Annotated in this window: 11 protein-coding genes; 4 read left to right on the forward strand and 7 right to left on the reverse strand. The window is 74.4% G+C overall.

Going from position 1 to position 10,796, the window contains the following annotated elements:
* Positions 1 to 15: 15 nt before the first annotated feature.
* Positions 16 to 1,500 (reverse strand): FAD-dependent oxidoreductase, encoded by a 1,485-nt coding sequence (locus EIO00_RS13505; protein WP_241661327.1) that lies wholly within the window; start codon positions 1,498 to 1,500, stop codon positions 16 to 18.
* Positions 1,497 to 3,623, reverse strand: coding sequence for a molybdopterin oxidoreductase family protein (locus tag EIO00_RS13510; RefSeq protein ID WP_140178834.1), 2,127 nt, complete (start codon positions 3,621 to 3,623; stop codon positions 1,497 to 1,499). Before EIO00_RS13510 ends, EIO00_RS13505 begins: the two co-directional genes overlap by 4 nt.
* A 317-nt stretch (positions 3,624 to 3,940) precedes the next feature.
* Here EIO00_RS13510 and EIO00_RS13515 point away from each other — a divergent pair, with 317 nt between their 5' ends.
* The gene (locus tag EIO00_RS13515) at positions 3,941 to 4,450 is read left to right on the forward strand and encodes an NUDIX domain-containing protein (RefSeq protein ID WP_140178836.1); all 510 of its coding nucleotides are present in this window, start codon (positions 3,941 to 3,943) and stop codon (positions 4,448 to 4,450) included.
* Positions 4,451 to 4,511: 61 nt separating this feature from the next.
* Positions 4,512 to 4,754: a hypothetical protein gene (locus tag EIO00_RS13520; protein WP_140178838.1), complete on the forward strand. Its 243-nt coding sequence runs from the start codon at positions 4,512 to 4,514 to the stop codon at positions 4,752 to 4,754.
* Between the two features lie 120 nt (positions 4,755 to 4,874).
* Here the strand turns inward: EIO00_RS13520 and EIO00_RS13525 are convergent, their stop codons facing one another.
* From EIO00_RS13525 to EIO00_RS13535, 3 genes are all read right to left on the reverse strand, one after another.
* Positions 4,875 to 6,278: an MFS transporter gene (locus EIO00_RS13525; RefSeq protein ID WP_140178840.1), complete on the reverse strand. Its 1,404-nt coding sequence runs from the start codon at positions 6,276 to 6,278 to the stop codon at positions 4,875 to 4,877.
* 161 nt (positions 6,279 to 6,439) lie between these two features.
* Positions 6,440 to 7,102: a maleylpyruvate isomerase N-terminal domain-containing protein gene (locus tag EIO00_RS13530; protein ID WP_140178842.1), complete on the reverse strand. Its 663-nt coding sequence runs from the start codon at positions 7,100 to 7,102 to the stop codon at positions 6,440 to 6,442.
* Positions 7,103 to 7,267: 165 nt separating this feature from the next.
* Positions 7,268 to 7,696, reverse strand: a complete 429-nt coding sequence (locus EIO00_RS13535) for a plectin (protein ID WP_140178844.1) — start codon at positions 7,694 to 7,696, stop codon at positions 7,268 to 7,270.
* Positions 7,697 to 7,830: 134 nt separating this feature from the next.
* Here EIO00_RS13535 and EIO00_RS13540 point away from each other — a divergent pair, with 134 nt between their 5' ends.
* The gene (locus EIO00_RS13540; RefSeq protein ID WP_140178846.1) at positions 7,831 to 8,409 is read left to right on the forward strand and encodes a TetR/AcrR family transcriptional regulator; all 579 of its coding nucleotides are present in this window, start codon (positions 7,831 to 7,833) and stop codon (positions 8,407 to 8,409) included.
* Between the two features lie 242 nt (positions 8,410 to 8,651).
* Complete coding sequence (locus EIO00_RS13545) at positions 8,652 to 8,855, forward strand: DUF5999 family protein (RefSeq protein ID WP_140178848.1); 204 nt, start codon at positions 8,652 to 8,654, stop codon at positions 8,853 to 8,855.
* Positions 8,856 to 8,988: 133 nt separating this feature from the next.
* Here EIO00_RS13545 and EIO00_RS13550 read toward each other — a convergent pair whose 3' ends face one another.
* On the reverse strand, positions 8,989 to 9,603 hold the full coding sequence (locus EIO00_RS13550; RefSeq protein ID WP_140178850.1) for an alpha/beta hydrolase family protein: 615 nt from the start codon (positions 9,601 to 9,603) through the stop codon (positions 8,989 to 8,991).
* Positions 9,604 to 9,646: 43 nt separating this feature from the next.
* A complete protein-coding gene (locus EIO00_RS13555; protein WP_140178852.1) occupies positions 9,647 to 10,765 on the reverse strand; it encodes a tetratricopeptide repeat protein in 1,119 nt (372 codons plus the stop codon).
* Between the last annotated feature and the right edge of the window lie 31 nt (positions 10,766 to 10,796).

The raw sequence follows: 10,796 nt of genomic DNA on the forward strand, positions 1-10,796 counted from the left end.
CGGGGCGCGGGCGGGTCAGCCGGCGGGCGCGGGCTCGGGTTCGGGCTCTTGTTCCCTCAGCCACGCCACGAGGCCCTCCACGGTGTCCCGGCAGCCTCCGCACCCGGTGCTCGCCCGGGTGGCGCGGACGATGTCCTCGACGGTCCGGGCGCCGCGCTCCCAGCAGGCGCGGATCTGTCCCTTGGAGACGTTGCTGCAGTTGCACACCGTCGCCGCGTCCGGCATCCGCACCGGCGAGTCGCTCACCGTGGCGCCGTTGACGCCGGGGAACAGCAGGCTGAGCCGGTCCGACGGCAGCGGGGCGTTCCGGTCGTACAGCTGGGCGAGGGCCCCGGCGGTGCCGGTCTCCCCCAGCAGGATCGCCCCGATCAGCCGGCCGTCCCTGATGACGACCTTCTTGTAGGTGCCGCGGGCGGGATCGGCGAACCGCACCACCTCCACCTCGGGGTCGTCGTCGCCGTGGTGGGTCTCCCCCATCGCCGCCAGCTCCACGCCGGTCGCCTTGAGCCGGGTGATCTGCCGCGCCCCGGTGAACCTGGCGGCGGCGTCGGCGCCGCCCAGCAGGTCGGCCAGGACCACGGCCTGCTCCCAGGCCGGCGCCACCAGCCCGTACACCGTGTCGCCGTATTGCGAGCACTCCCCGATCGCCCGGACGGCGGGGTCGGTGACCGACCGCAGCGTCTCGTCCACCACGATGCCGCGATCGACCTCCAGCCCGGCCTCCCGCGCCAGCCGCACGTCCGGCCGCACCCCGCAGGCCATGATCACCAGGTCGCCGGGCAGGAACTCCCCGTCGGCCAGCTCCACCCCCACCGCCCGCCGCTCCCCGTCCGGGCCGGTCTCGGTGCGCAGCGCGGTCACCGCCGCCCCCACCCGGGTGCGGACGCCCAGCCCGGCCAGCGTCCGCGCCAGCACCCGGCCGGCGTCGGGGTCGAGCTGCCGTTCCATCAGGTGCCCGGCCAGGTGCAGCACCGTCGCCTCCAGGCCGCGGCCGGCCAGCCCGCGGGCGGCCTCGATGCCCAGCAGCCCGCCGCCGACCACCACCGCACGCTCGGCCCGGTCGGCCAGCTCGACGATGCGGCGGCAGTCCTCCAGGGTCCGGAACGCCGACGCCCCGGACGGCAGCCCCTCCTCGGCGCCCGGGATCGGCGGCACGAACGCGACGCTGCCGGTGGCGAGGACCAGGGTGCCGTACTCGGTCGCGCTCCCGTCGGCGGCGTGCACCACCCGCCGCTCACGGTCGATCCCGACGACCTCCACGCCCAGCCGGGCGTCCACGTCGTTGCGCTCGTACCAGGCGGGGTCCACCAGGCCGATCTGCTCCGGCCCGACCGCTCCGGCCAGCACGCTCGACAACAGCACCCGGTTGTAGGGCTGCTGCGGTTCGGCGCCGAACACGGTCAGCGGCACCTCGCGGTCGCGGGCGCGCAGCTCGGTCACGAACCGTGACCCCGCCATGCCGTTGCCGACGACGACGATCCGGTCGCTCAGCGATGTCACTGATCGGCTCCGCTCTGCTCGATGGGCTCGATCCGCACGGCGCACACCTTGAACTCGGGCATCCTGGACACCGGGTCGAGCGCGGGATTGGTCAGCAGGTTGGCGCGTCCCTCCCCCGCCCAGTGGAAGGGGATGAACACGGTGTCGTGCCGGATGGACTCCACCAACCGCGCCCGCACGACGGCGGCGCCGCGGCGGCTGCTCACCCGCACCATGGCGCCGTCGGTCACGCCGTGCCGCTCGGCCAGGTCGGGATGCAGCTCCACGAACGGCTCGGGCGCGGCCTCCACCAGCGGCGCCACCCGACGGGTCTGCGCACCGCTCTGGTACTGCGCCAGCACCCGGCCCGTCGTCAGATGGACCGGATAGTCCTCATCGGTCCCCTCGGCCGCGCCGCCGTGCTCGACCGGGACGAACCGCGCCCGCCCGTCCGGGGTGGCGAAGCGGTCCAGGAAGGGCCGGGGCGTGCCCGGGTGGTCCGGGGAGGGGCACGGCCAGAAGACGCCGCCTTCGGCCTCGATGCGCTCGTAGGTGATGCCCGAGTAGTCGGCCGGGCCGCCGGCGCTGGCGGCCCGCAGTTCCTCGAACACCTCGGCCGGATCGTCGCTCCAGGCGCCGGGGGCACCCAGCCGCCCGGCCAGCTCGGCGATGATCTCCAGGTCGGACCTGACCCCGGGCGGCGGATCGACCGCCCGCCGGCGGCGCAGCACCCGGCCCTCCAGGTTGGTCACCGTCCCCGACTCCTCGGCCCACTGCGTCGTGGGCAGCACCACGTCGGCCCGCAGCGCGGTCTCCGACGGCACGAAGTCCGCCACCGCCAGGAACTCCAGCGCCCCGAGGCGCTCCTCGACCCGGGCGGACCGCGGGGCCGACACCACCGGGTTGGAGCCGAACAGCAGCAGCGCCTTGGGGCCGTCCTCGGTGCCCAGCGCCTCCAGCAGCTCGTACGCCGACCGGCCCGGGCCGGGGATGACGTCGGGGTCGACCCCCCAGACGGCGGCGACGTGGGCGCGCGCCGCCGGGTCGTCGATCCGGCGGTAGCCGGGGAGCTGGTCGGCCTTCTGGCCGTGTTCGCGGCCGCCCTGGCCGTTGCCCTGCCCGGTCAGGCAGCCGTACCCGGACCCCTCCCGGCCGGGCAGTCCCAGCGCCAGCGCCAGGTTGATGAACGCGGTGACGGTGTCGGTGCCGCGGGCGTGCTGCTCGGCCCCCCGGGCGGTCAGGATCAGCGATCTGCGTCCCCGCGCCAGCAGCCGCACCGCCTCGCGCATCTGCGGCGCCGGCACCCCGGTGATCCGCTCGACCCGGTCCGGCCAGTAGGCGTTCACCGACATCCGGACCTGCTCGAACCCGTCGGTGCGCGCGCGGATGTAGTCCTCGTCGACCAGCCCTTCCTGGATCGCCAGGTGCAGCATCCCGTTGGCCAGCGCCAGGTCGGTGCCGGGGGTCGGCTGCAGATGCAGGTCGGCCCGCCGGGCGGTGACGGTGCGGCGCGGATCGATGACGATCAGCGCCCCGCCGCGCTCGCGCATCTCGGCCAGATGGCGCATGAACGGCGGCATGGTCTCGGCGACGTTCCCGCCCGCCACCATGATCGCGTCCGCCCGCGCCAGATCGGTGATCGGCATCGGCAGCCCGCGGTCCATCCCGAACGCCCGGTTCACCGCGGCGGCGGCCGAGGACATGCAGAACCGCCCGTTGTAGTCGATCTGCGCGGTGCGCAGCGCGATCCGGGCGAACTTGCCGAGCTGGTAGGCCTTCTCGTTGGTGAGCCCGCCGCCGCCGAACACCCCGACCGCGTCCCGGCCGTGCCGCCCCTGGAGGCGGGTCACCTCGGCGACGATCCGGTCCAGCGCCTCGTCCCAGGTGCACGGCTCCAGCGGCGCGTCCCGGCGGGCGCGCATCAGCGGCGTGGTCAGCCGGTCGGCCGCGGTCAGCAGCTCGGCCGCCGTCCAGCCCTTGTGGCACAGCCCGCCGCGGTTGGCCGGAACGTCCTGACGCGGCGTCACCCGCACCGGGACGCCGCCCACCGTCATGCCGCACTGCAGCGCGCAGTAGGGGCAGTGGGTGGGGGCTCCGTCCGCCGCGGCCGTGTCCGGCGCGCGGGTCCGTTCACTCGCCGTCATGGTCCCTGATCGTGTGCAGGGGGCGTTTCACCTCCGGGTCCCGGTCGTGTCCCGGATGTTAAAAGCGTTTCACCGAGCCGCGTTCGTCGAGGTCAGCGACTTGTCCGCGATGCCGGCCGGCCCTCGCCCGGTCGACTCGGCCCGCCCCGCCGCGACCCGACCATGATCGCGTCTCCGCTGTTCTCATCGCCGGTCACGATCGCATTCGGCGCCCCGAGCCCGCGGCTCGAACGGATCGACGGCCCGTCCCCGCTCGGCGTCAGATTGCCGACGGCGGGCCCGAAGGGCGCCCGCGGGCACGCCGTAGCCTCATCTGCATGCCCGACACCTCCTATTACGCCTCCTTGCCCCGTACCCGAGGCGCCGCCGCCGCCCTGCTGCTGGACGATCTCGGCCGGGTGCTGATGGTCAAGCCCACCTACAAGGAAGGATGGTTCCTGCCGGGCGGAGTGATCGAGGAGGGGGAGTCCCCGTTGGCCGCCTGCATGCGCGAATGCGAGGAGGAGCTCGGCTTCGTCCCCCGGCTCGACGGACTGGCCTGCGTGGACTGGGGGCCGCCCCGCGAGGGCGTCGACGCGGTCAACGTGTTCGTCTTCGGCGGCGGCATCACCGCCGAGCAGATCGGCGACATCAGGCTTCCCCCCGACGAGCTGTCCGATCACGCGCTGGTCGCCCCGGAGAAGATCGCCGACCTGGCCGCCCCGCACATCGCCCGGCGCATGGAGCCCAGCCTGCGCGGCATCGCCGAGGGCCGCACCGTCTATCTGGAGGACGGGTACGAGCCCGGTTTCGGCCCGGACTGGCCGCCGGAACGGCCGAGGCGGTAGAGGCGCGTCTCCGCCGGGTAGGTGGCACGGCGTACGGCCGGCGAATCGGGGGGAGATCACCATGGCCACCTGCGAGGTCTGCGGCAACGACTACGAGCTGTCCTTCGAGATCCACGCGCAGGGCGCGGTGCACACGTTCGACTCCTTCGAATGCGCCATCACCAAGATGGCCCCGATCTGCGAGCACTGCTCCTGCCGGATCCTCGGCCACGGCGTGGAGGTCGACCGGCACTGGTACTGCTGCGCCCACTGCGCCCGCGCCGAGCATCCCCAGCGGGCCGAGCTGGTCGCCGATCACGTCTGAGGCCGCGTCCGAGGGCGCCGCAGACGAGGGGCGGCGCCGGTGGGCGGTCCACCGGCGCCGCCTTCGCCGTCCTTCGCCGTCCTTCGCCGGTCTCCGCAGGACTTCGTCCCGTCCGCCCCGTCAGACCCCGGCCTGCGCCAGGCTCATCCGCCTCTCCCCGATGCGCACCTTCCGCAGGTAGGCCGCCCAGGTGAGGACCATGCACAGGACGTAGCACACGGTCAGCCCCACCAGCGCCGGGCCGACCCCGCCGGTCTGCTCCAGCGAGATCCGGAACGCCTGCTGGATCAGCACGCCGCCGAACGCGCCCACCGCCGAGGTGACGCCGATCACCGCCGCGGCCTTGCGGCGCGCCAGGGCCAGCGCCCGCTCCGCGGCCGGCCCGTCCGCCGGATCGACCCCCTCCATCACCGTGACCTTGAAGATCGCCGGGATCATCTTGTAGGTCGAGCCGTTGCCGATGCCGGTGGTGACGAACACGAACAGGAACGCCGCCAGGAACACCGGCCAGCTGCCGGCCCGCACCGCCAGCGCCACCGCGCCGATGCCCAGCGCCATCAGCAGGAAGTCCACCGCGGTGACCCGGGCGCCGCCGAACCGGTCGGCCAGCCAGCCGCCCAGCGGCCGGGCCAGCGACCCGGCGAACGCGCCCAGCCAGATGTAGTGGGCGCTCTCGATGTGGGGGAACTGCGTCTTGATCAGCACCCCGAACGAGAACGAGTAGCCGATGAACGACCCGAACGTGCCGATGTAGAGCACGCTCATGATGAGCGTCTGGGGCTCGCGGCTGATGGCGGCCATCTCGCGGAGGGTGTAGGGCGAGGCGACCTTGCGCAGGTTGTTCATGAACAGGTACGCGCCGGCGGCCGCCACCAGGATCAGCGGCATCCACACCCAGCCGACCGCGGCCAGCCCGAACGCCGTGATCAGCGGCGGCATCGCCAGCTGGGTGACGCTGGTGCCCAGGTTGCCGCCGGCGGCGTTCAGTCCCAGCGGCAGCCCCTGCTTGCCGGTCGGGTAGAAGTGCGTGATGTTGGCCATCGAGGAGGCGAAGTTGCCGCCGCCCAGGCCGGTGGTGGCCGCGATGAGCAGCAGCGCCCAGTACGGGATGTCGGGGTCGCCGACCGCGTACACGAACAGTCCGCACGGGACCAGGAGCAGCAGCGCGCTGACGATGGTCCAGTTGCGGCCGCCGAACCGGGCCGGCCCGAAGGTGTAGGGGATGCGCATCGCCGCGCCGACCAGGTTGGGCAGCGTGGTCAGCCAGAGGACCTGACCGACCGACAGCCGCATCCCCACCGACTCCAGGTGGAGGACGGCGATGCTCCACAGCAGCCAGACGCAGAACCCCAGGTGTTCGGTCAGGATCGACCAGACCAGGTTGCGGGCGGCCACCCGGCGGCCGGTCCGCGCCCAGAACCGCTCGTCGTCCGGCTCCCAGTGGTCGATCCAGCGGCCGCCCTTGGCGGAGAGGGACCCGGCGCCCGTGTCGTCGGCGCGCTCGGGCCTGGCCAGCACCGTCATCGCTCTGCCTCCAGATGGTCGAAGGAACACCTGGAAGCTAGGGAGCGCTGATTACATCGAACGCCCGCCGATGTGCCCGAGGTGATACATCCTCCGCACAAGAGCGGCCCTCGAGTGTGAAACGGCGGGTGGGACGACGGGCGTGAACGGCGCCGGCCCGCTCACCTGGCCCGCACGAAACGCCTCGGCCGCCGTGTCTCGTCGACGTCCGGCCAGTGCGGCGAGCGTCCCGACGAGCGCAGCACCGACTCCCACGGGTCGCCTCCGGCGAGCGGCAGGTGCGGCACTCCCCAATGCCAGGCGGGCACCAGGACCTCCGGGTCGCGCGGCCGGTAGTCCACGCCGACGGCCTTGGCCAGGTCCCAGGCGTGCAGGTGCCACTCCACGCAGGCCGCGCCCGTGTAGTCGCCCACGGTGTACTTGGTGCCCCGGTAGACCAGGTGGGTGCGGTCCCAGGCGTCCGGCACCAGGTCGGCGTACGCCCCGGCCGACACGGTGAACGACATGATCCGCTCCGGGCCGGACTCGGGCGGCAGCACCGCCAGCTCGGCCGCGTTCTGCCGGGCCTGCTGGCGGATCAGCACGGCCGACGGCGCGTCCTGGGCGAACAGCTTGGCCAGCCGGCTGTCGGGTCCGTCCTGCAGGTACTCCAGCTGGTTCTCGGCCACGCAACGCAGATGCCCGGCCAGGTCCAGCGCCGTCCACTCGGTGCAGGGGGTCGGCACCGACCAGTCCTCGACCTGCGCGGCCAGCCTCCGGATCGCCCGGACCCCGTCCTGGTAGGACTCCAGCAGGCGATGCCTGTCAGGCGGCGTGCGCTCCAATGGATCTCCCCGTCCCCCGATGTTCGCCGGTGCGCCACCGTATTGTTCGGCCCACGGCGGCGCCGGCGCATCTCGAAACGCGTAGGTTCTCGAAAATCCGACCCGGGTGCCGTCCGACGCGTGCGCCGCCGACGGCACCCGTCCCCCGGGCCGGTCGACGCCGGCTCAGGCGGCCGCGCCGCGTCCGACGCGGAAGCTCAGGCGGTGCGCCTCGCGGGCGGTGCGCAGCCGGTCCACCTCATCGCTCCACGGTCGCACCTCGGGACGGGCCTTGGCCTTGCGCCGGGCGATCTCGGCGGCGCGGCGGGCCTTGGCCGGGTCCTTGGCGTCCCGCGGGACGTAGGTCTTCGGTCCCATCGCCACCCGTTCGGCGGCCTCGGCGGCCCGCAGCGCCTCGGTCAGCGCCCGGTCCAGCTCGACCGCCAGCGTCCGCAGCTCCTCGGTCGGCCGGGCGGCGTCCCTGGCCTGCACCCGCCGGAACTCCTCCTCGGCCCGCACCGCCTCCGCCAGCCGGTCGCGGTAAGTGCCGGCCAGTTCCCGATCGGCGGCGTACCGCTCCATGACGTCCCTGGTCGTCCGGCGGCCCAGCGGCATGGCGGGGGTCCTTCCTCTCGCTGTGGTCGTTTCCGGAGGACCAGGGTACGCGCCCGGCCGCCGTCGCGGGTGCGGGGGCGCCGCATCGGGCGAGATCTTCCCCGACCCGTGCCTTTACGCAGTAAGGTGCAGTCATGGTCAGACAGCCCAGCGTGGCGGCTCAGAACCGCCCTCCGCTCACCCGCGAACGCATCATCGAGGCGGCGCTGCACATCGTGGACGGCCAAGGGCTCGGCCGGCTCACCATGCGGCGGCTCGGCGACGCCCTGCAGGTCGAGGCGATGGCGATCTACCACCACATGCCGCGCGGCAAGGAGGAGCTGCTGGACGGGCTGGTCTCCCACGTCGCCGTGTTCCCGGCCCGGCCTCCGGCCGGCGAGGACTGGCGGAGGGCGCTGCGGGAGTGGGCGACCGCCTACCGGGCCCGGCTGACGGCGCATTCGGGGGTGCTGCCGCTGGTGGTCACCCGGCGCAACCCGGCGGCCCTGAGCGACACCGCCGCCTCCCTGCGGGAGATCCTGCGGCGGGCGGGACTGCCCGAAGGGGCGGCCGCCGACGGCGCCCACGCCCTGCTCGGCTATGTGATCGGCCAGACGGCGCTGGAGCTGCGCGGTCCCTCCCCCGGCGAGCCCCCGACGGACTGGGACGCCCGCTTCACCGCCGGGCTGGAGCTGATCCTCACCGGGCTGTCGTCGCGAGCGCGCCGGCCCTGACCGCGCTCCCCGTCCCCCGGCGCTCCCACCCGGCGCCGCCGGACCCGGCGGCCCGAGGCCCCGCCGGTCGTGCCGGGACCGGTCCAGAGGGACCGGTCCCGGCTAGTCCACCGGTAGGAAGGAGTCAGATCAACATCGTCCCAACGGGCTATGTCGCAGTGACCTGAACCACAGCACACTGGTGAACGTCCAAGAAGACAGTTCCGAACATCCGCACGTAGTCGAAACCCGGAGGCACACCGATGTGCCCGCACCAGCCGCCCTGTCCGCCCCCCGACGCTCCCGACCGCGACGCCGCCCGCACCCTGGTCCGCCATCCCGAGCAGGGATGGAGCCTGCTGTGCAACGGCGTGGTGGTCTTCGAGGACACCGGTGAGCTGCTGCCCGACGGAGAGGCCATAGCCCCGCAGCGCCCGATCGCGAGGTCGGCCACGTCCGCGGCCTGAGCGGTCTCCGCGCGGGGATCGGTTCGATACGGGGCTCACCTCAGCGGTCGCTTCGAGGGCTCGGCCCTTCGCCGGTCCCGGTCCCGAACCGGCCCGGGACCGGCGCACCCGGGCCCCTCCGTCCCCGTCCCGGTCACGGCACCCGGGCGTCGATCCGCGCCCAGCGGCGCAGCCACGGCTCCACCGCGGCGGCGACCGCGGCCGGATCCCCGCTCAGGTCGTGGCGCTCGCCCGGCAGCACCGTCACGTGCACGCCGTCGGTCGGGGCGGGGATCCCGAACGGATCCCGATCCCCGTTGACCACCAGCACCTCCGTCCCGGCCGCGCGCAGCTCCTCGGCGCGGGAGACCTCGGGCCGACGCGGCGGATGCAGCGGGAAGGCCAGCGCCACCACCCCCACGGCGCCCACGGACCGCGCGGTGCGGCAGGCCACCCGCGCGCCGTTGCTGCGGCCGCCCTGGACGAGCGGCAGGTCGCCGATCCGGTCGCGCAGCGCGTCCAGCACCTCGACCCACGCCCGGTCCTGCCTGGCCGCCGAGCCGGGGGCGCGTCGGCCCGCCAGCCGGAACGGCTGCACGACCCGCGCCACCGCGCCGCCGAGCCCGAGCGCCGCATCGCGCACCGCCAGCAGGTCCGGGGCCTGCACTCCCCCGTTCGACCCGTGGGTCAGCGCCAGCCAGAACGCCGGGTCGCCGGCCGGCTCGTCCACGGTGACCTCGGCGGGGCCGTGCTCCGTCGTGATCCGCATGGGCCCACGGTAGCGGCCCGCGGATCGGGCGCCCGACCGCCGGTCACCGCTCGGGCGCGTCGAGGTCGAGGGCGCGGCGGGCCCGGTCGGTGAAGCTCTCCCTCAGCAGTCCGCCCCACCGGTAGTCCTCGGGGACGCGGACGGCCTCCTCCAGCATCCGCCGCGTCTCGGCGGGGTCTCCGGCCGGCCCCTGCAGGCGGCGCAGCGCGACCAGCGCGTAGATGTGGTCGAGCGCGCCGAACACCTCGCCGGTCAGGGCGGGCAGGCTCCCGTCGGCCACCGCCGACTCCACCACGGGCTCCCACCAGGGGATCTCGGCGTCCTCGTCGCTCTCCCCGAACCCCCGGCGCAGCCGCGCCCGGACCTGCCCGGCGACGGCGGGCCGGGCCAGGCCCTGCGCCCACACCTCGCCGGCCTCCTCGGTGCGGCCGCGCAACGGCAGCGTCCGCGCCAGCAGTTCGGTCGCCAGCGGCCCCACCTCCGGATCGGCGGCGGCCTCCTCGTCCTCCAGCACGGCGCGGAACGCCCCGATCGCCTGGTCCAGGTAGGCGATGCCGATCGCGGTGGCCAGCCGGGCGTAGGCGTAGGGAGAGGTCTCCCGGTCGATCGTCCGCAGCGCCGCGGTCAGCGCCCGCTGCGCCCGGGCCGGCTCGCCGCGTTCCAGCAGCCGTTGCGCCAGATCGTGCGCGGCGACCGGGGCGTACTGCGGATCGCCGGTCTCGATCACCCGCTCCCACCAGGCCCGGGCGCCCTCGAAGTCGCCCTCCTCGTCGGCGAGTTGCGCCAGCGCCAGCAGCGCGGGCGGCAGGTAGCCGGGATTGCCGAAGTCCACCACCGTCCGCCAGGCCCGCACGGCCTCCTCGCGCTCCCCCGCCCGCTCGTGCAGCAGCGCCAGATGGTAGGCGGCGCGCGGCCCGTACTCGGGGTCCCCGGTGCCGATGGCGATCCGGTCGGCCTCCCGGGCCCCCGCCGCATCGCCGAGGTCGTCGAGCACCACCGCCAGCCCGAGCGCGGCCCGCGCCCGGTGCGGCCCCTCCCCCATCCGCAGGACCTGATCGAACAATCGGGCGGCGGCCTCCGGCTCACCGCCCTCGGCGAGCCGGCGGGCCCGCTCGCACAGCACCGACGGATCCGCGGTCGCCTCGTCCGGCGTCGTGCTCATGGTGCCTTCCAGAAGGGGCCGACGATTCCCT

The organism is Thermomonospora catenispora, from assembly GCF_006363815.1.
GTDB classification, from domain to species: Bacteria; Actinomycetota; Actinomycetes; order Streptosporangiales; family Streptosporangiaceae; genus Thermomonospora; species Thermomonospora catenispora.

What these genes read in the sequence shown, in the direction of transcription:
- EIO00_RS13510 (WP_140178834.1), bottom strand. Translation starts at nt 3,623, where the DNA reads ATGACGGCGAGTGAACGGACCCGCGCGCCGGACACGGCCGCGGCGGAC.
- EIO00_RS13515 (WP_140178836.1), top strand. Translation starts at nt 3,941, where the DNA reads ATGCCCGACACCTCCTATTACGCCTCCTTGCCCCGTACCCGAGGCGCC.
- EIO00_RS13520 (WP_140178838.1), top strand. Translation starts at nt 4,512, where the DNA reads ATGGCCACCTGCGAGGTCTGCGGCAACGACTACGAGCTGTCCTTCGAG.
- EIO00_RS13525 (WP_140178840.1), bottom strand. Translation starts at nt 6,278, where the DNA reads ATGACGGTGCTGGCCAGGCCCGAGCGCGCCGACGACACGGGCGCCGGG.
- EIO00_RS13535 (WP_140178844.1), bottom strand. Translation starts at nt 7,696, where the DNA reads ATGCCGCTGGGCCGCCGGACGACCAGGGACGTCATGGAGCGGTACGCC.
- EIO00_RS13540 (WP_140178846.1), top strand. Translation starts at nt 7,831, where the DNA reads ATGGTCAGACAGCCCAGCGTGGCGGCTCAGAACCGCCCTCCGCTCACC.
- EIO00_RS13545 (WP_140178848.1), top strand. Translation starts at nt 8,652, where the DNA reads ATGTGCCCGCACCAGCCGCCCTGTCCGCCCCCCGACGCTCCCGACCGC.
- EIO00_RS13550 (WP_140178850.1), bottom strand. Translation starts at nt 9,603, where the DNA reads ATGCGGATCACGACGGAGCACGGCCCCGCCGAGGTCACCGTGGACGAG.
- EIO00_RS13555 (WP_140178852.1), bottom strand. Translation starts at nt 10,765, where the DNA reads ATGAGCACGACGCCGGACGAGGCGACCGCGGATCCGTCGGTGCTGTGC.